Origin of the sequence: Tabrizicola fusiformis, assembly GCF_013328815.1 — a bacterium.
Taxonomy (GTDB): domain Bacteria; phylum Pseudomonadota; class Alphaproteobacteria; order Rhodobacterales; family Rhodobacteraceae; genus Fuscibacter.
Genome location: NZ_JABUHN010000002.1, coordinates 77600 through 97280, shown reverse-complemented (window position 1 = coordinate 97280; position 19681 = coordinate 77600). Strand labels below are relative to the sequence as shown.

The following is a 19681-nucleotide window of genomic DNA, read 5'->3' as shown; positions in this document are numbered from 1 at the left end:
CTTGGGTTGTGATCTCAACTCACTCTTTGTAACCGAATGTGACAGCGCCGCAACGCGGCAAGTCATTGATATAAATGAAAAAGCCCGGCGCTTGGCCGGGCCTTTGCAACGATTGCAACCTTTCGTCAGTTGGCCTGCCGCCGCAGGAAGGCGGGAATCTCGATCCGTTCCTGATCGGCGCCCATGTCCTGCTCGTCGTCATAAGAGGTGACGGGCGGCTGGTTCCGGGCGGCCGGGCGCTCGGCGGTTTCGGGGTGACCGCCGGCCATCCGGCTGATCAGACCGCCGATGCCAAAGCGCGGGCGGGCCTCGGCGGCGGGCTTGGCCGCGGGCTGCGCCGCAGGGGCGCGGGCCGGAGCGGCGGCTGCCGCCGGGCGCTGCGCGGCAGCGGCAGGGCTTTTCGACACAGCGGCCTGCAGACGGGCCAGCGCCTCGGGCGATGGGGTGCCGGGGGCGCGCGGACGCGGCGCGACAAAGCTGGCCGCGTCGGCATCATGGGCAGCCGCGGCGGCGGGCGCCGAACGCGGCGCCGGTTGCTGTTGCGCAGCGGGGGCGCGATAGACCGGCGGCGGCAGATCGTCGGCGGCGGCAATCACGTCTTCCGGCTCGGGCGCCGGTTGGAAGGCGGCGGCGGGAACCTCGTCAAACAGGGTCGGCGCCGGGGCATAGCTTTGCGGCGCGGCGGGCGCGGTCAGCGTCATCGGCGCTTCACGGCGCGGCTCGGGCGCCGGTTGCACGGGCTTCAGCGGCTCGGCCATCGAGCGGCGGGCGACGGGCACATCGGCCTTGGCCTGGCTCACATCAATGCCGGTGGCGACGACCGAAACCCGGATCGCGCCCTGCATCGACGGGTCAAGCGTGCTGCCCACGATGATATTGGCGTCAGGATCGACCTTTTCGCGGATAATATTGGCGGCTTCGTCCAGTTCGAACAGCGTCAGATCGGTGCCGCCGGTGATGTTGATCAGCACGCCCTTGGCGCCATGCAGGCTGATTTCGTCCAACAGCGGGTTGGCAATGGCCTTTTCCGCCGCCTGAACCGCACGGTCATCGCCCGAGGCTTCGCCGGTGCCCATCATCGCCTTGCCCATCTCGTCCATCACGGCGCGGACATCGGCAAAGTCGAGGTTGATCAGGCCGGGGCGCACCATCAGATCGGTCACGCCCTTGACGCCCTGATACAGCACGTCATCGGCCATGGCGAAGGCTTCGGTGAAGGTGGTGCGCTCGTTCGCCAAACGGAAGAGGTTCTGGTTCGGAATGATGATCAGCGTATCGACGACCTTTTGCAGGGCAGCGATGCCCTCTTCGGCCTGCTTCATCCGCTTGTTGCCCTCGAACTGGAAGGGCTTGGTCACGACGCCGACGGTCAGCACGCCCAGCTCCCGCGCGGCCTGCGCGATGATCGGGGCCGCGCCGGTGCCGGTGCCGCCGCCCATCCCGGCGGTGATGAAGCACATATGGGCGCCGGCCAGATGGTCAACGATCTCTTCGATGGTCTCTTCGGCGGCGGCGGCGCCAACCGTGGGGCGCGCGCCGGCGCCCAGACCTTCGGTCACCTTCAGGCCCATCTGGATGCGGGCTTCGGCCTTGGATTGCTGCAGCGCCTGCGCATCGGTGTTGGCGACCACGAACTCGACCCCCTCAAGGGATTTGTCGATCATGTTGTTGACGGCATTGCCGCCCGCCCCACCGACGCCGAAAACGGTGATGCGCGGCTTCAGCTCTTCGCGCTGATTGGTCATGATCAGGTTCAATGCCATGGTCTGTCCGCCTGTTCTTGTGCTGGCTTGCTGCCGCGCCGGTTAAGCTGCCGGTCTGTCCGAACCCGTCCCCGAGGCCCGGAATGCCGACTTATCCCCCAATCTATCCACAAGGAAACCGGAGGTCACGAGAAAAACACTGTGTTCCCACAAAATCTGGGAGGAATGCCGCCCGTATCAGCGGCATTTCGCCAGAAGCGCAGGATATAGCGGGTTACCAGTTGTCCTTGAACCACCGCAGGGCCCTCTTGATCGAGCGTGCCGGATAGCGTTCGGTCGGAATGTCGAAGTCCCACCATTCATCCTGCGGATGTGCCGCAAAGAGGCAAAGCCCCACCGCGGCCGAAAAGGCCGCGCCGGTGGCGGCCTGCGGCAGGCCCTGCACCCGCAGGGGGCGGCCCATCCGCACCCGGCTGCCCAGAATGCGGCTGGCCAGCCCGTCAAGCCCCGGGATCTGGCTGGCGCCGCCCGTCAGAACGATCTGCTGGCTGGGCAAAGTGTCGAACCCTGCCGCATCCAGACGCCCGCGCACCTCTTCAAGGATTTCCTCGACCCGCGGCCGCATGATGCCGATAAGTTCCGTGCGGCTGACCTGACGGCGGTCTTTCTCCCAATCGCCGGAATCTCCGCCCATCTCGATCATCTCGCGGTCATCCATGCCGGTGGCGTGAACGCCGCCATGCTTGGTCTTGATCCGCTCGGCCACGGCCAGCGGCACTTGCAGACCCTTGGAGATGTCCGAGGTCACATGGTCGCCGCCCATGCGCACCGCATCGGCAAAGATCATGTGCTTCTTCATGAAGATCGAAATGCCGGTGGACCCGCCGCCCATGTCGATGCAGGCAGCACCCAGTTCCTGTTCATCCTCAACCAGACTGGCCACGCCCGAAACATAGGACGAGGACGCCACCCCGGCGAGTTCAAGGTCACAGCGGTTGATGCAGTAAAGCAGGTTCTGGATCACGCTGGCATCGACCGACAACAGGTGCATGTCGCAGGCCAGCCGGTTGCCGATCTGGCCGCGCGGGTCGCCAAGCCCGGTGCGGTGGTCCAGCGCAAAGTTCACCGGCTGGGCGTGCAGCACCTCGCGCGCCTCTCCCAAGGGGGGCACGTCGCAGGCGGCCAGCACGCGGGCCACATCCTGTTCGCTGACCACCGAATCCTGCAATTCCCATTCGCCCGCCAGACCATAGCTGCGCGGCTCGGCCCCCGAGAAACAGGCGATCACGTGATCGACACGGACATTCGCCATCTTCTGCGCCGCCTGAACCGCGGTGCGGATGGCGCGTTCGGTTTCATTCATCACCGCGATTTCGCCAAAGCGCACCCCGCGCGAGCGGGTGGTGGCGGCACCGATCACGCGGAAAGTGGATTGCCCGGCCATCGGCCCCACGCCGTCGCTGTCAGCCTGACTTTCGTATCCGTCAAAGCGCAGCACCAGACAGGCGATCTTCGAGGTGCCCACGTCCAGAATGGCCACCACCCCGCGCTGAATAGCGGTGCGGCGCAGGGTGCGCATGGCGCGCTGGGTCTGGTAAAGATCGGTCATAGGCTGCTCTCCGTCTTCGCGGTCTTGTCTATGATGCCACGCGCGCGGCGGGCTTCGGTCAGGGCATGGGGGGACAGGCGCAGCACCAGCCGCGCCGGGTCGCGCAAATCAATCGCCGTCAGGTCGCGAGCCAGCAGGTCGTCGGCGGTGTTCAGCGCCAGAAGCGCCTCAAGCGCCGGAACCGGGTTTTCTGCGGGCAACAGAATGCGTTGGTCGCGGTCCAGAACCATGTCCCAGCGCCGCTGCCCCATCCGCACCAGCCCGCGCATCCGCGGCAAAAGCGGCCCGGCGGCGTCGATCAGCGCCAGCGCCTCAACCGCAGCGGCATCGGCGCCCTCGCCCGCGATCAGCGGCAGATCGGGGCGGTCGGCCCGCTCGGCCAGCGCCGCCACCCGGTGACCCGAGGCATCCAGCATCTCGATCCGCGCATCATCCTTGCGCCAGACCAGCATCGGCTCGCGCTCGGTAATCGTGACCTGCAACACCCCGCCGGAGCGGACGCGCAATTCGGCGGCGGCCACGGCATCCATCGCTTCGGCCTTGGCCCGCAGCGCCAAGAGATCCAGATCGAACGACGACACCGGCAGCTTAACCCCCAGCCGCGCCCGGACGGCATCGGCCAGTTCCGGCGAAGCCCCCTCGACCGACATCAGGTTGACGCGAAACTCGGGGCGGGCCTGAAACTGTTCGGTCAGGTGGGAAAAGACGCCCGTGATGGCCGCGCGGCGCCCCTGATCCATCAGCACCAATGCGGCAACCAGCACCACGACCAACCCCGGCAGCCCCACCCGGCACAGCAGGCGGAACAGCGGCGTCAGCCACAGCCGCTGCATCCGGTAGGACCAGCGGCTGGGCGCCGGATCGCGGCGCAGGGGAATGCGGGCTAGCGATTGCATGAGGCGTCCTCGACCATCCAGCGGCAAAGCTCGGGAAAGGAAATGCCGCAATGGCCCGCCTGCTCGGGCGCAAGCGAGGTCGGCGTCATGCCGGGCTGGGTGTTGGTCTCGAGCAGGATCAGCCCCGCCAGACCCCGCGTTTCATCCCAGCGGAAATCGGTGCGGCTGACACCCCGGCAGCCCAAGGCGCGGTGGGCGCGCAGGGCATAGTCCAGGCAGGCTTCGGTAATCTCTTGCGGCAGGTCCGCCGGGATCACATGGCGCGAGCCGCCGGTGGTGTATTTCGCATCGTAATCATACCAGCCGCTGGTGATGATATCCGTCACGCAAAGCGCCCGGTCCCCCATCACGGCGGTCGTCAATTCGCGTCCCGGGGCATAGGTTTCCACCATCACCACTTCCGGCATCGTCGCGGCCAGACGCGGGGCATTCGCCCCCTCGCGCACAATATAGACGCCGACGGACGAGCCTTCGTTGTTCGGTTTCACCACATAGGGTGGCGGCAGGACGTGATGCGCCTCGACCTCTTCGCGGCAGGCCAGACGGCTGGTCACGGTGGGCAGACCGGCGGCGGCGTAAACCTCTTTGGCGCGCGCCTTGTCCATCGCCAGCGACGAGGCCAGCACGCCCGAATGGGTGTAAGGAATGCGCAGCCATTCCAAGAGGCCCTGCACGCAGCCATCCTCGCCCCAACGGCCATGCAGGGCATTGAAGGCGACATCGGGTTTGATTTCGGCCAGCCGTGCGGGCAGGTCGGGGCCACAATCGACCTCGATCACCTGAAACCCTGCCACCCGAAGGGCCGCGGCGCATTCACGCCCGGACGACAAGGAAACCTCCCGCTCCGCGGAAAGTCCACCCATCAACACCGCCACTCGGGGGGCCATCCCGCTCGATGTGCCCGCCATTTACTGCCTCTGCCCGGGCTTTTTGCCCGTGGTCTTGTTATTTTGGTCTTGTCATTTCGCGGGGCGTTCGCCGACCCGCATGATTTCCCACTCTAGCGTGATACCGCTCTGTTGGAAAACCCTTTTTCGCACCTCTTCGCCCAAATCCTCGAGATCGGCGGCAGAGGCCCCACCCGCGTTGATCAGGAAGTTGGAATGCTTCGGGCTCATCTGCGCGCCGCCCTTGGTGGCGCCCCGCATCCCGGCATCGTCGATCACCTTCCACGCCTTCAGCTCGTGGTTGTCATCGGCGCGGCCGGTGCTGGAATGGCCCACCGGGTTGCGGAAGGTGGACCCTGCGCTGCGGTCTTTGGTGGGCTGGCTGGCGTCGCGCTTGGCAATCTGGTCGGCCATCCGCGCCTCAAGTTCCGCCGGATCGCCCTTGGCAGCGCGGAAGGTGGCCGCGGTGATGACCCAACCTTCCGGCAGGTCGGACTGGCGATAGCGCAGGTTCAGGTCGGCAGCGGGAATGTCGCGCGCCGCGCCCTGACGGGTGACGACGCGGACCGACACCAGATTGTCCGCCACATATGACCCATAGCAGCCCGCATTCATCCGCACAGCACCGCCGATGCTGCCGGGAATGGTGCGCAGGAAGGTCAGGTCCAGCCCCGCCCCGGCTGCCTTGCGCGCCACATGGGCGTCCAGCGCGGCCGCGCCTGCGGTTACGGTTTCCCCTGTGGTTTCAATGGCATTGAAGCCGCGCCCCAGCCGGATCACCACGGCGCGGATACCGCCGTCGCGCACGATCAGATTGCTGCCGACCCCCATCGGGAAGACGGCAATGGCCGGGTCCAGCGCGGCAAGGAAAGCGGCAAGGTCCGTCTCATCAGCGGGCTGGAACAGCCAGTCAGCAGGGCCGCCGACGCGCAGCCACGTCAGATCGGCGAGGGCGCGGCTCGGGGTCAGCGTGCCGCGCACGGCGGGCAGCCCGCTCATGGCCGCAGCCCCTGCACCTGTCGCCGCGTCCAGCGCCAGAGATAGACCAGCGGCCAGCGCAGCACGCTCGCCCCGCCGACCAGCACGGCAAAGCCCCAGAGCGGGCCGCCGGTGAAGGTGACCCAGCCAAGGATCGGCACGCCGATGGCGATCAGGATATAGGCGTTGGTCCAATGCTGGTCGCGGCTGGGGAACATGGCGATCACATTGGCGGCGATCAGCCAGAGGAAGGCGGCAATCAGGGCGGCGGTCATTCGGCGACCTTTCGTCCAAGGGCGCGGCGGGTGAAATACCAGAGCGGCTTGCGGAACATCGACAGGAAGGCAAAGCTGCCGATGCCCGCTAGGAACCAGCCATGCGCCAGTCCCAGCCAGACGATCAGCACCGGGGCGGCGATCAGCAGGGCCAGCCCCGGCGCGAATTGGGCGCGCATCGGCAGGAACGACACGCCCGCCGCCGCGACCACCCAAAGACAGCCGAGGAGGAGTGGATAACTCATACGCAGACCCGACTGCACATTTGTACAACTCCCTCAGAAACCACCCACAGCTCTTTGAAAGGGTTTCCTTTTCCCAGAATCCTCATGCGGTATGTCCCACAAGCTTGGCGGGCAACGCATTGGCCCAGGCCGAGATCGTCCCGGCGCCCAGACAGACCACCATATCGCCCGGGCGGGCCTGTTCCTTGACCAGCCGCAGCAGGTCGCCCTCGTCCAGCAGGGCGCGGGCGTGACGGTGGCCATGGGCGATAAGACCTGCCACCAGATCGTCGCGGCTGGCGCCGGGGATCGGGTCTTCGCCCGCGGCATAGACTTCGGCGATGGCGACCACATCGGCTTCGTTGAAGCAGGTGCAGAAGTCCTCGAAAAGACTGGACAAACGGGTATAGCGGTGCGGCTGATGCACGGCGATCACCCGACCCTTGGTCGCCTGACGGGCGGCTTTCAGCACGGCGGCAATCTCCACCGGGTGGTGGCCATAGTCGTCGATGATGGTCACGCCGCCCACTTCGCCGACCTTGGTGAAGCGGCGGTTGACCCCGGCGAACCCGGCCAGCGCCTCGCGGATTTCATCACGCTTCATGCCCAGATGCCGGGCCACTGCCACCGCCGACAGCGCGTTGGAGACGTTGTGATCCCCCGGCATCGGCAAGGTGCAACCTTCAATTTTCGAACCTTCGCCTTCATTCTGAAGCAGGATATCGAAGTGCGCTATGCCATTTTCGAACGTCAGGTTCACCGCCCGCACATCCGCTTGCGCGTTGAAGCCAAAGGTCACGATGCGGCGGTCGGTGACCTTGCCGACAAGTGCCTGCACCTCGGGATGATCGGTGCAGCAGACCGCCAACCCATAAAACGGCACGTTCGAGACGAAATCATAGAAGCCTTTGCGCAGCGCGTCGAAGCTGCCCCAATGCTCCATATGCTCGGGGTCGATGTTGGTGACGATGGCAATGGTCGCGGGCAGCCGGTTGAAGGAACCGTCGCTTTCATCCGCCTCGACCACCATCCATTCTCCGGCCCCGGCCCGCGCATTCGAGCCATAGGCATGGATCACCCCGCCGTTGATCACGGTGGGGTCAAACCCGCCCTTGTCCAGAAGCGTGGCAACCATGGTCGTCGTCGTGGTCTTGCCATGGGTGCCCGCGATGGCGATGTTCGAGCGCAGCCGCATCAGTTCGGCCAGCATCTCGGCCCGGCGGACCACGGGCAGCTTTTTCCGCCGCGCCTCTTCCAGCTCGGGATTGCCCTTCTTGATGGCCGAAGACACCACGACCACCGCCGCCTCGCCGATGTTTTCGGCGCGCTGGCCTTCGTGGAACACCGCGCCCAACGACACCAGCCGGTCGGTGATCTTGGATGCCTTGGAATCCGAGCCCTGCACCCGGTAGCCCAACGTCATCAACACTTCGGCGATGCCCGACATGCCGATGCCGCCGATGCCCACAAAGTGGATCGGCCCCAGTTCCATCGGCAGTTTTGTGGCGTTCATCGCGTTACCCTTTCTTCACCAGACCTTCGACCAGCGCGACCAGCCGTTCGGTCGCATCCGGCCGTCCCTGCGACAGCGCCGCTGTCGCCATGCGGGCCGCCGCCTCGGGCTGGCCCAGAACCGCCGCCATGTGGTCCGACAGGGTGGCGGCGTCAAGCGCCTTCTCGGGGATCAGCACCGCCGCCTGTGCCTGAACCAGCCCCTGCGCATTCGCCGTCTGATGGTCGTCCATCGCCGCGGCAAAGGGGATCAGGATAGCGGGCCGCCCGATCACCGCGATATCGGCCACCGACGAGGCGCCCGAGCGGCTGATGACAAGCTGCGCCTCGGAAAGGCGGCGGGGAATATCGGCAAAGAAGGGCGCCACCTCGGCCACCAGCCCGGCCGCCTCATAGGCGGCGACCACGCCGTCAAGGTCTTCGGGCCGGGCCTGCTGCGCCACGCGCAGGTGGCGACGCAACTCTTCGGGCAGGCGGGCGACGGCCTGTGGCACCACATCAGAAAGGATGCGCGCGCCCTGACTGCCGCCGATGACCACAAGGCTCATCGGATAGTCGCCGGGCGGTATATAGGGGGCGCCGGCGCGTTCCAGCACGGCGGCCCGCACCGGGTTGCCGGTGTGGTTGCCCTGCACGCCCGGCGGCAACGCCGTGGGCCAGGTGCCACAGGCCACAAGCGCGACATGGCGGGCGAATATCTTGTTCACCCGTCCAAGAACGCCATTCTGTTCATGGATAAGCCGTGGCCTGCGGGTGAGGAAGGCCGCAGAAAGGGCCGGGATGGTTGGATATCCGCCGAAACCCACCACCACGGCGGGCCGGTCCGCCACCATGCGGGCCGTCGCAGCCAGCACACCGCCCGCAATGCGGAAGGGCACCGCCAGTTTCGCCAGAACCCCGCCCCGGGCGAAGGTGGCGCTGTCGGTCACCACCACCTGCACTTCGGCGGGAAAGCCCCCGGCATAGCGCGCGCCGCGGGCATCGGTGGACAGTTTCACCCGCCAGCCGCGCGCGATCAGCGCCTCGGCCAGCGCCTGCGCGGGGAACATATGGCCGCCGGTGCCACCCGCCGCGATCAGGGCCAGAGGCGCCGTCACCGCCGCCCCCGGGCGAGAATCTCGCTCATCTGACTTTGCGGGCGCGAACGGGTCATGGCCAGCAGCATCCCCACCGTGATGCCCGCCGCGATGACGGACGAGCCGCCATAGCTGACGAAAGGCAGCGTCATGCCCTTGGCGGGCAAGAGACGCACCGCCACGCCCATGTTGATCATTGCCTGCACGCCGAAGATGCAGGCAAGGCCGGTGCCGGCCAGCCGGGTGAAGGGGTCACGCTCGCGCGTCAGCCGGTAGAGCGAACGCACGGTGATGGTGGCATAAAGCGCAAGGATCACCAGAACCAGAACCAGCCCGTATTCCTCGGCCGCGACGGCGATGATGAAGTCGGTATGGGCGTCGGGAAGCGTCCATTTCACCTGCCCCTCCCCCACGCCGACGCCAAAGAAGCCGCCCTCCTGAATGGCATTGGTGGCATAACCGATCTGGCTGCGCGGATCGACTTCCGAGGTCAGGAAGCCATTGATCCGGCGCGCAAAATGCTCCGACGAGTTATAGGCGATGAAGCCACCTGCCCCGGTCAGCCCAAGGATGGTGCCGATCAGCAGCATCGGGGCGCCTGCCACGAAATAGATCACGCCCCAGCCGAACAGCACCAGCATCGCCTGCCCGAAGTCGGGTTGCAGCGCCAGAAACAGCACGATGGTCACGGCAAGGGCAAAGGACAGCGCCTTGCCCGGCGGGCCGTTCAGATCGCCCGAGGCCGCCACAAGCCATGCCGAAACGATGATGAACCCGGGTTTGAGGAATTCCGACGGCTGGACCGAGGCAAAGCCAAAGCTGAACCAGCGCACCGCGCCCTTGCCGAAATCGGTGCCGAAGACCGGCAGCAGCGCCAGCGCCATGAAGGCGAGGCCAAAGCCCAGCACCCCCAGCCGCCGCACCATCTCGGGCGACATCATCGAAATGGCGACCATCACGAAAATCGCCATGCCGCCAAAGGCCGCCTGCCGCTGCACATAGTAATAGGGGTCCAGCTCGTTGCGCTGCGCCAGCGGCACCGAGGCTGCAAGGCCCAGAAGCAGCCCGATGCCGAACAGCACCAGAATGGCCGTCAGCGTCCATTTGTCGATCGTCCGCCACCAGCGGGGAAGCACCGGCTCGGCCACCCGTGAGGGCATGGAGCCATAGACCATCTCAGTCATGGAAAAACCGCCTGTATTGTCGCCTGCTCGCCCGCCCGGGTTGGTCCCGGGTCGGTTGAGGAATCTTAGCCAAGAACCCCCGCAAAGGCCAGTCAATTCCGTGGCGTGGCATGGCGGCTTTCAGCCGGTCGTGGCGCAATCAGGCGCTGCCGCGGCGGGCCAGAACCACAGTCCGGCCCGCCGTGGCCGGGTCTTCGGCGATGAAGCGGCGCAGATGCAGCCCGGCCTCTTGCAGCGCGGTCGCATAACCGGCGGGCGACAGGCTGGCATGCCAGACCGGCCCGCCCGAAACCGCGCCCCAAACCTCACCCTCTGCCGGGCCGGCGGTGAAAAGGAACCACCCGCCCGGCGAAAGACACGCGGCGATGCGGGGGATCAGCGCGCGCTGCTCTTCCCCGGTCAGGTGAAAGAAACTGTCCCAGGCGATGACCGCCTCAAACGGGCCGTCCACCGGCAGGTCGCGCATGTCGCCCGCGATCCAGTCGCCCGCAGGCAGCGTGGCACGGGCAATGGCCAGCATGGCCTCTGAGAAATCCAGCCCCGTCACCGCAAAACCGCGCGCCAGAAGGTCGGCGGCCACCGGATGGCCGGAGCCGCAGCCAAGGTCCAGCACCCGCGCCCCGGGGTGAAGCTGCCCTGCCACAAGGGCGATCCAGGGCCGCTCGGGGTAGGTTCCGGCGCGGGTGGCGTGCCAATCCGCTGCGGAACGGTCATAGGTGGCGCGGTGACCGGGATCGGTCATCCGCCCGCCAGCGCCCGCACCCGTGCGGTGAAATCTTCGCCGCGCTTTTCAAAGTTCGGGTATTGGTCGAAACTGGCGGCGGCGGGGGCCAGCAGCACCACCTCTCCCGCCTGCGCTTCGGCGGCGGCGCGGGCGACGGCGCGCTCCATCGTCTCGCAAATCTCATGCGGGGTATCGCCCAGTTGCAGGGCGAAATCGCGCGCCGAATGGCCGATCAGATAGGCTTTCACCACCGAACCAAGGAAGGGCGCCAGCGCGGCAATGCCGCCGTCCTTGCCCATACCGCCCGCGATCCAGCGTATCTGGCCGAACGCCTGCAAGGCTTTGGCGGCGCTATCCACATTGGTCGCCTTGCTGTCATTGACAAAGCGCACGCCGCCCCGCTCGGCCACCAACTGGCTGCGGTGGGGCAGCCCCGCAAAGCTGTGCAGCGCCTGTTCGATCAGCTTCGGCGCAAGGCCAAGGCTGCGGGTCGCAGCATAGGCGGCGCAGGCATTCTGGTGGTTATGCGCGCCCGGCAGCCCCGCAATCGCCCGCAGGTCGATCGAGGCAATCTGCCGCCCCTTGCGCCATTCGGCCAGAAACCCCTTGCGTGCAAAGACCGACCAGCCGAATTCGTCCAGCTTCTGCCCCGAGGAAATGCGGATCACCCGGTCATCCTGCGGCCCCTCGCCCAGTTGATTGGCCAGAAAGCGGCCCTCCACCTCATCCACGACCACCACGGCGCGGTCGGGGCCGCCCTCGGCGAAAAGCCGGCGCTTGGCGGCGAAATAGCCACCCATGCCGTTGTGGCGGTCCAGATGGTCGGGCGACAGGTTGGTGAAAACCGCCACATCCGGCGTCAGATGCCGGGCAAGGTCGGTCTGATAGCTGCTGAGTTCCAGCACAATCACCTCGCCGTCCTGCGCCGGATCGATGTCCAGCACACCGCGCCCGATGTTGCCCGCCATCTGCGTCGGGCGGCCCGCGACCTGAAGGATATGGTGGATCAGCGCCGTCGTGGTGGATTTCCCGTTCGAGCCGGTGACGCAGATCACCCGCGGCGCGGTTTCGAAATCATCCCAGCCGGGCGTGGCAAAGCTGCGGAAGAACAGGCCGATGTCATTGTCCACCGGCACGCCCAGCTCCAGCGCGCGGGCGATCACCTTGTTGGGCTGCGGGTAAAGATGCGGAATGCCGGGCGAGGTGACAAGGCAGGCAACCCCCTCAAACGCGGCATTGCGCGTGAGGTCGGTGCAGGTGAAGCCCTCTGCCTCGGCCTTGGCGCGCGCCTCGGGGCTATCGTCCCAGAGGAGCGGCACAGCCCCGCCCGCCTGCAACGCCCGCGCCGTGGCGAGGCCCGAGCGGCCAAGCCCCAGAACGGCGACCTTCTGCCCCGAATATCCCTGCACCGGAATCATCGCCTGCCCTCACATGATCTGCGCCGAGGGATAGGGGAAATCCTGGCAGGGCGAAAGTGGGCGGGTCACGCACCCAAAGGCCCGGGGCCCATCCTCCCTCCACAAAAAATATCCTGCGGAGAGGTCCAGACAGGTCATAAGCCCTCCGGGGCCGGGCAGGGGCGCGCCGCTGGCAGCCAGTCGGCTGACGGCCCCGGAAAATGCCGCCTGTCGGCCCGTCCGCGGGCAAGAGCGCCCGCCAGACCGGCGTGTCGGCGCCCTCTTCCGCCGTCAGCGGCGCTTCGGCGCCGCCCATGCGTGTGGCCAACCGGCCCGGGCGGGCCAGGGCCATGCGCCCCGCCTCAGTTGGTGCCGCTGGTGCTGTCGCCGCTTCCGAGAAGGGTCAGCGTCACCGCGAAAAGGACGACGGGCAAGGTCCACTCGTATTCATAGGTCGTGCTTGTGGCTTGCACGATAACGAATTCTGCGCCTTCGGGCACGTCATTGAGGGACTTGTAGCGGCCCTTGGTCGGCCGCCTCGTGCATGTGACCGAGATCGTTGATGCCGAGGTATACTCTGCCTTCGACACCGTTTCGCCCATGTCGTCGCAATATTTTATGGCGGCAGGTTCAGTTGTCGCGTCGTCGCCCGCCTTGTGCTTGGGGGTCGCGCTGGCGGCGCCCGTCAGAAAACATGCCGCGGCAACGCCAACGGCAAGTGTCTTGGTCAACCTCATGAAACGGTTCTTTCCTGTCCCTTGGCGCGACGTGCCATCGCGCCTTTTCCTGCGTTCATTGCGCAGTGATGGCCGGGGTTCCTTCGCCTGTCCAGAGATTTTGGGGCAAAGGAAACGCGGCGCGGGACCGGCGCGCGCGACTGCCGCGCAATCGGGCAGCGGGGGCGGCTGCGCGCCCCTCTCCCCTCAGCGCACCTTCAGCGTGGCCAGACCCAGAAGAGCGAGGATCAGCGAGATGATCCAGAAGCGGATCACGATTTGCGGTTCGGCCCAGCCCTTTTTCTCGAAATGGTGGTGGATCGGGGCCATCAGGAAGATGCGTTTCTTGGTGCGCTTGTAATAGGCGACCTGAATGATGACCGACAGCGCCTCGACCACGAAAAGGCCGCCGACAATGGCCAGAACGATTTCATGCTTGATGCAGACGGCGATGGCGCCCAATGCGCCGCCAAGCGCGAGCGATCCGGTATCGCCCATGAAGACCGCCGCGGGCGGGGCATTATACCAGAGGAACCCAAGCCCCCCGCCAAAGAGCGCCGCGGTGAAGATCAGCAATTCCCCGGTGCCGGGCACCAGATGCACGCCAAGGTAATCGGCGAAATTGGAATGGCCTACGACATAGGAAATGATGCCCAGGGTCGCCGCCGCGATCATCACCGGCATGATGGCCAGCCCGTCCAGCCCGTCGGTCAGGTTCACCGCATTGGCGGCGCCCACAATCACGATCATGCCGAAGGGCACAAAGAAGATGCCCAGATTGACCAGCACATTCTTGAAAAGCGGCACGGCAAGTTGATAGGTCAGCGCCGCCGGATGGAACTGTGCGGCGGCATAAGAGGCCAGCCCCGCAATCGCCAGCCCCGACAGGAAGCGCACCCGCGACGAGACGCCCTTGGTGTTCTGCTTGGTCACCTTGGCATAATCATCGGCAAAACCGATCAGGCCAAAGGCCAGCGTCACCAGCACCACGATCCAGACATAGGGGCTGTCCAGCCGCGCCCACATCAGGGTGGAAACCATCAGCGCCGACAGGATCAGCAGGCCCCCCATGGTGGGCGTGCCTGCCTTGACGAAATGGCCCTGCGGGCCGTCGTCACGGATCGGCTGACCCTTGCCCTGCTTGCGCCGCAGAAGGTCGATCAGCGGGCGGCCGAAGATAAAGCCGAAGATCAGCGCGGTGACAAAGGCCATCCCGGCGCGGAAGGTGATGTAACGGAAGAGGTTGAAGAAGTCCCCGCCATCCGAGAACTCGGTGAGCCAATACAACATTACGCCTCTCCTTTGCCGGGCGCCGCCTGTTGCCCCAATTTCCGCAGCCCGTCAACGAGGCGCGAAACCTTGACCCCTTTGGAGCCCTTGACCAGCACGATATCCCCCGCGTCGATCAGGCTGCGCAGGCGTGGCAGCAGCTCATCCGCGGTTTCCACCCATTCGCCCCGCTGGGCGCGCGGCAGGCGGGCGTGCAGCACCCGCATCCGCGGGCCGACGCAATGGATGGTGGCAATCGCCTCAAGCCCCGGCTGGTCGGCAATCGCCGCGTGCAGGTCCAGTTCGGTCGGGCCAAGTTCCAGCATGTCGCCCAGAATGGCCAGACGGCGCCCCCGCGCGACGCGGCCCGGCCCATCCTCGGGCGTGGCGGCGACCAGCACGTCAAGGCTGGCCGCCATCGAGGCGGGATTGGCGTTGAAGGCATCGTCGATCAGGTCGAAGGCGGTTTCCTCCACCACGTCCAGCACGATCCGCTCGCGCGTGCCGCGCCCGGGCGGCGGGGCCCAGCGGCCCAGATCGGTGGCGGCAATGGCACCGTCCAGCCCCAGTGCCTCGGCCACGGCCAGCGCGGAAAGCCCGTTCAGCGCGAAATGGCGGCCCGGCGACATCACCTTGTAAAGCACCGGCTGGCCGTGGTGGCTGGCGCGCACCACGGTTGCCAGATTGCCGACCTGCGCCGTGCCAAGCTGCCAGTCGGCGCCTTCGGCGGCACCGAAGGTGACGATCCGCGCGCCCGCCGCCCGCGCCCTGTCCAGCAGGATCGGCGTCACCGGCAGGTCGGCGTTGATCACCGCCACACCCTCCGGCACCAGCCCTTCAAAGATGGCGGCCTTTTCGGCGGCGATTGCCGCGAGCGAGGGGAAAGCCTCAAGATGCGCCGGGGCGACAATTGTGATCACCGCCACATCGGGCCGGGCCAGACGGGCCAGCGGCGCAATCTCTCCGGGGTGGTTCATACCGATTTCGATTACCGCAAAATCGGTGTCGGCGGGCATCCGCGCCAGCGTCAGCGGCACGCCCCAATGGTTGTTATAGCTCGCCTCGGCGGCATGGACGCGGCCCTGCCCGCCCAGCACCATCCGCAGCATTTCCTTGGTCGAGGTCTTGCCGACAGAGCCGGTCACCCCCACCACCCGCGCCCGGGTGCGGGCCCGTGCGGCGGCGCCCATCCGCTCCAGCGCCTGCAGCACATCCGCGACGATCAGCAGCGGCGCACCCGGCGCGACGCCCTCGGGAATGCGGCCGACCAGCGCGGCGGCAGCACCTTTGGCCAGCGCCTGCGCCACAAACTCATGCCCGTCGCGCACATCCTTCAGCGCCACGAAAAGATCGCCCGGTTGCAGCGTGCGGGTGTCGATCGACACGCCCGTCACCTGCCAGTCGCCCGTTGCCTGCCCGCCCGTCGCAGCGGCCGCTTCGGCTGCGGTCCACAAAGCCATGTCAGATCACCCCATCCAGTGCCGCCACCGCGATACTGGCCTGTTCCACATCGTCAAAGGGGAAAACCTCGCCCTTGATCACCTGCCCCGTCTCATGCCCCTTGCCCGCGATGAGCAGCGCATCGCCCGGCTGCAACGCATCAACGCCGCGCAGGATCGCCTCGGCCCTGTCGCCCACCTCATTCGCCTCGGGACAGGCAGCGCGGATGGCGGCGCGGATGGCGGCCGGGTCTTCGCTGCGCGGGTTGTCGTCGGTAACGTAAAGCACATCGGCATTTTCGCGCGCCGCCGCCCCCATCAGGGGCCGCTTGGTGGTGTCGCGGTCGCCGCCCGCGCCGAAAACGATGATCAGCCGGCCCATCACATGCGGTCGCAGGGCGCGCAGCGCGGTGGCGATGGCATCGGGCGTATGGGCGTAATCGACATAGACCGCCGCACCGTTGCGCCGGGTCGCGGCCAGTTGCATCCGGCCCCGCACCCCCGTCAGTTGCGGCAGCACGGCAAAGACATCGCCGGGCGGCGCCCCCGCCGCGATGACCAGCCCCGCCGCCAGAAGCACATTCTCGGCCTGAAAGCCGCCGATCAGGTTCAGCCGCACCTGCTGGGCCGCACCCTTCCAGTCAAAGCGCAACTCCTGCCCGGTGGCATCGAACCGCTGCCCCAGAAGCCGCAGGTCCGCCCCCTCACGCCGCCCGATGGTCAGGGTCCGCAGGCCCCGCGCCTGTGCCAGACCCAGCATTTCGGGGCCGCGCGCCCCTTCGGCATTGATCACCGCCGTACCGCCCTCGGGCAGAAGCCGGGTGAAGAGTTCGGATTTGGCGGTGAAATACGCCTCCATCGTGCCGTGATAGTCGAGATGGTCCTGCGTCAGGTTGGTAAAGCCCGCCGCCGCCAGCCGCACACCGTCTAGCCGCCGCTGGTCGATGCCATGCGACGATGCCTCCATCGCGGCATGGGTCACCCCGGCTGCCGCCGCCGCTGCCAGCATCGCGTGCAGGGTGATGGGGTCGGGCGTGGTGTGGCTGGAGGGGGCGGCCCATGCGCCTTCAACCCCAGTGGTGCCGATGTTGATGGCCGCATGGCCCAGCGCCGACCAGATTTGACGGGTAAAGGTGGCGACCGAGGTCTTGCCATTGGTGCCGGTGACCGCAACCATGGTGGCGGGCTGCGCCCCGAACCACAGCGCCGCCGCATAGGCCAGCGCCTCACGCGCATCTTCGGCAAGGACCAGCGCAACATTGGCGCCGGCCAGCGCCTCGGCGGCCAGTGCGGCGCCTGCCGGATCGGTCAGCACCGCCGCCGCCCCCTGCGCCAGCGCCTTGCCGATGAAGGCCGCGCCATGCACCGTGCTGCCCGGCAGCGCCGCAAAAAGGAAGCCTTCGCGCACCGCGCGGCTGTCCACGGTCAGCCCGGCCAGCCGCGGATTGGCCCCGCCCCGCGCCCGCAGCCCCAGTTCGTTGAGTGTCCTGTCGCCCATCTTCGCCCCCGACAGACAGGCCGCACATCGGCCCGCCGTCCCCTTGCCGTCCGCTGCTGCACCCGCCGCCCGGTGGTTCCGCGACGGAACCAAAGAGGCCGGGGGCGCCTAGTTCGATACGGCTGTTAGCCCATCCGGCGGCACAGGATCAACCTGCGGCTTGAGCCCCAGAAGCGGCGCCGCGCGGCGAATGATCTCGGCCGCCACCGGAACCGCCGTCCAGCCCGCGGTGCGGCGCGGCTTCGGCCCGGTGGTTTCCACCGGCTCGTCCAGCGTCACGGTCAGCACATAGCGCGGGTTGTCGGCCGGAAAAACCGCGGCAAAGGTGTTGACCACCCGGTCGCTGTAATAGCCGCCCTGCGGATTGGGCTTTTCCGCCGTTCCGGTCTTGCCTGCCACATTGTAACCCGGCACCTCGCCCAGCGAGGCGGTGCCCTCGGTCACCACGCGGCGCAGCATCTTGACCGCTTCGGCGGCGGTTTCGGGGCGCATCACCCGGGCGCCTTCCATCGGCTCGGTCCGTTTGAGCAGCGTCGGCGTCACCTTGATGCCGCCATTGGCGATGGTGGCATAGGCCGTGGCCAGCGACAGCGGGCTTGCCGCGATGCCATGGCCGTAGCTCACGGTGATCGTGGTGATGTCGGGCCAGCGTTTCGGCACGATCGGCTTGGCATAGGGCGCCTCGATCAGTTCCACTGGCGAGGGGTCGAACAGGCCCATTTCCTTGAGGAATGCCTGCTGCCGTTCGCCGCCGATCATCAGCGCGATATGCGCTGTGCCGACGTTCGAGGATTTGGCGATCACATCCGACACCGACAGAAGCGGGCCGTAATTGTGATTTTCAAATTCCTTGATCTTGAACTTACCCCAGACCATCGGCGCATTGGCATCGACCATGGTTTCCGGGCCGACCAGACCCAGCTCCATCGCCTGCGCCGCGGCAAAGATCTTGAAGGCCGAGCCAAGCTCGTAAACCCCCTGCACCGCACGGTTGAAAAGCGGGCTGTCACCCGGCTCCGCACCCTTGGGCAGCACCGGGTTCGGGCGGTCATTGGGATCGAACGCCGGCAGCGAGGCAAGGCTGACAATCTCGCCGGTCTGCACATCCATCAGGACGGCGGCAGCCCCCTTGGCATTCATCATCGCCATGCCGGTGCCCAGCACGTCTTCGATGGCGGATTGAATGGTGAGGTCCAGCGACAGTTGCACCGGCACCCCAGCCTGGCTTGGGTCGCGCAACCGCGCGTCCATGGCCTTTTCGATGCCCGCCACGCCGATCACCTCGGCGCTGTCCACCCCTTCGGCGCCAAAGCTGGCCCCGCCCAGCACATGGGCCGCCAACTGGCCATTGGGGTAAAGCCGCATCTCGCGCGGGCCGAACAGAAGGCCCGGGTCGCCGATCTCATGCACCTGCTGCATCTGTTCGGGCGACAGCACCTTGCGGACCCACAGGAAGCTGCGCCCGTCGGTGAAGCGTTTGTAAAGGCTGGCCTCGTCCATATCCTCGGGGAAAATCCGCGCCAGTTCATGGGCGACATGAGCCGGGTCGATCAGATCCTTGGTCTGCACATAGAGCGCATGGGTCATCATATTGGTGGCCAGAACATGGCCGTTGCGATCCTGAATCTCGGCCCGGCCCGCCGTGATGTCGGCCGAGGAAGAGGCGGAACGCGGCTCCATCGGTTCGGTCGCGGCCAGCATTCCCATCCGGGCGCCGATCACGGTGAAGGCGGAAAAGAAGCACAGCGACAGGAACAGCAGGCGCAATTGCGCCCGCCCCCGCGCACGGTCGCGGATCGCCTCGTGCCGCAGGCGCAGGTTCTCGCGCTCGATGGCATCGGGGTTTTCTCCCCGGGCGCGGGCGTTGAGGATACGGGCCAACGGGCGAAGCGGGGTGCGGGTCGTCATGGCGTCTGCTCCTCGGGGTCGGCGGGCAACACGCCTTGCACGTCGATCGGCCCGTCGATGGCCAGCGCGCCCGGCACCAGATCGGCGGCCACCGGCGGCGGCGGATAGGCTACCTCGGTTCCCGTGCCGAATTGCAGCGGCTGCATCGGCATCAGGCCCAGCCGGGAAAAGTTCAGCGTCGCCAGTTCGCGCAGCCGGTCAGGACGGTTAAGATAGGCCCATTCCGCCTTTTGAATCTCAAGGCTTTCGCGCAACCCGGCGATCTGGTCCTGCAAGGCCGCCATCTGCCGCTGTGCGGCCTGCGTGGCATAATTCTCGCGGTAGGCCCAGAAGCCCAGCGCCATCACGGCCAGAAAGGACAGGACATAAAGCACGGGGCGCATCGG

The 19681-nt window shown here is 66.8% G+C and carries 18 protein-coding genes; all 18 read right to left on the bottom strand.

Translation table 11 applies throughout. The annotated features are described in order from the left end of the window. Positions 1–125: 125 nt before the first annotated feature. The 18 genes from ftsZ to ftsL all read right to left on the bottom strand — a co-directional run bounded on the left by ftsZ (position 126) and on the right by ftsL (position 19678). Positions 126–1763, bottom strand: a complete 1638-nt coding sequence (gene ftsZ / locus HS053_RS03045) for a cell division protein FtsZ (protein WP_174209736.1) — start codon at positions 1761–1763, stop codon at positions 126–128. 214 nt (positions 1764–1977) lie between these two features. Then, a complete protein-coding gene (ftsA, locus tag HS053_RS03040; protein ID WP_174209735.1) occupies positions 1978–3312 on the bottom strand; it encodes a cell division protein FtsA in 1335 nt (444 codons plus the stop codon). Further along, complete coding sequence (locus tag HS053_RS03035) at positions 3309–4208, bottom strand: cell division protein FtsQ/DivIB (protein ID WP_174209734.1); 900 nt, start codon at positions 4206–4208, stop codon at positions 3309–3311. The genes ftsA and HS053_RS03035 overlap by 4 nt, the downstream gene beginning before the upstream one ends. Next, entirely contained in the window at positions 4196–5116 is a 921-nt protein-coding gene (locus tag HS053_RS03030; protein WP_174209733.1) for a D-alanine--D-alanine ligase, read from the bottom strand. Before HS053_RS03030 ends, HS053_RS03035 begins: the two co-directional genes overlap by 13 nt. Positions 5117–5167: 51 nt before the next feature. Further along, the gene (gene murB, locus HS053_RS03025; RefSeq protein WP_174209732.1) at positions 5168–6094 is read right to left on the bottom strand and encodes a UDP-N-acetylmuramate dehydrogenase; all 927 of its coding nucleotides are present in this window, start codon (positions 6092–6094) and stop codon (positions 5168–5170) included. Further along, positions 6091–6348 carry a DUF2484 family protein gene (locus HS053_RS03020; protein ID WP_174209731.1) on the bottom strand — a complete coding sequence of 86 codons (258 nt, stop codon included), beginning with the start codon at positions 6346–6348 and terminating at the stop codon, positions 6091–6093. Before HS053_RS03020 ends, murB begins: the two co-directional genes overlap by 4 nt. Further along, a complete protein-coding gene (locus HS053_RS03015) occupies positions 6345–6593 on the bottom strand; it encodes a DUF2484 family protein (protein ID WP_174209730.1) in 249 nt (82 codons plus the stop codon). Before HS053_RS03015 ends, HS053_RS03020 begins: the two co-directional genes overlap by 4 nt. Positions 6594–6675: 82 nt before the next feature. Then, positions 6676–8085, bottom strand: a complete 1410-nt coding sequence (murC, locus tag HS053_RS03010; RefSeq protein WP_174209729.1) for a UDP-N-acetylmuramate--L-alanine ligase — start codon at positions 8083–8085, stop codon at positions 6676–6678. Positions 8086–8089: 4 nt separating this feature from the next. Beyond that, a complete protein-coding gene (locus HS053_RS03005) occupies positions 8090–9181 on the bottom strand; it encodes a glycosyltransferase (protein WP_174209728.1) in 1092 nt (363 codons plus the stop codon). Then, positions 9178–10344: a peptidoglycan glycosyltransferase FtsW gene (locus HS053_RS03000; RefSeq protein WP_174209727.1), complete on the bottom strand. Its 1167-nt coding sequence runs from the start codon at positions 10342–10344 to the stop codon at positions 9178–9180. The genes HS053_RS03005 and HS053_RS03000 overlap by 4 nt, the downstream gene beginning before the upstream one ends. A gap of 139 nt (positions 10345–10483) precedes the next feature. Next, complete coding sequence (locus HS053_RS02995; protein WP_174209726.1) at positions 10484–11086, bottom strand: class I SAM-dependent methyltransferase; 603 nt, start codon at positions 11084–11086, stop codon at positions 10484–10486. Further along, entirely contained in the window at positions 11083–12486 is a 1404-nt protein-coding gene (murD, locus tag HS053_RS02990; RefSeq protein ID WP_174209725.1) for a UDP-N-acetylmuramoyl-L-alanine--D-glutamate ligase, read from the bottom strand. Before murD ends, HS053_RS02995 begins: the two co-directional genes overlap by 4 nt. Positions 12487–12827: 341 nt before the next feature. Next, positions 12828–13196, bottom strand: a complete 369-nt coding sequence (locus HS053_RS02985) for a hypothetical protein (protein WP_174209724.1) — start codon at positions 13194–13196, stop codon at positions 12828–12830. 192 nt (positions 13197–13388) lie between these two features. Continuing rightward, positions 13389–14471, bottom strand: coding sequence for a phospho-N-acetylmuramoyl-pentapeptide-transferase (mraY, locus tag HS053_RS02980; RefSeq protein WP_174209723.1), 1083 nt, complete (start codon positions 14469–14471; stop codon positions 13389–13391). Beyond that, a complete protein-coding gene (locus HS053_RS02975) occupies positions 14471–15910 on the bottom strand; it encodes a UDP-N-acetylmuramoyl-tripeptide--D-alanyl-D-alanine ligase (RefSeq protein WP_174209722.1) in 1440 nt (479 codons plus the stop codon). Before HS053_RS02975 ends, mraY begins: the two co-directional genes overlap by 1 nt. A 1-nt stretch (position 15911) precedes the next feature. Further along, positions 15912–17387 (bottom strand): UDP-N-acetylmuramoyl-L-alanyl-D-glutamate--2,6-diaminopimelate ligase, encoded by a 1476-nt coding sequence (locus HS053_RS02970; RefSeq protein ID WP_174209721.1) that lies wholly within the window; start codon positions 17385–17387, stop codon positions 15912–15914. A gap of 108 nt (positions 17388–17495) precedes the next feature. After that, positions 17496–19295, bottom strand: a complete 1800-nt coding sequence (locus HS053_RS02965; RefSeq protein ID WP_174209720.1) for a peptidoglycan D,D-transpeptidase FtsI family protein — start codon at positions 19293–19295, stop codon at positions 17496–17498. After that, a complete protein-coding gene (gene ftsL / locus HS053_RS02960; RefSeq protein ID WP_174209719.1) occupies positions 19292–19678 on the bottom strand; it encodes a cell division protein FtsL in 387 nt (128 codons plus the stop codon). The genes HS053_RS02965 and ftsL overlap by 4 nt, the downstream gene beginning before the upstream one ends. Positions 19679–19681 lie beyond the last annotated feature (3 nt).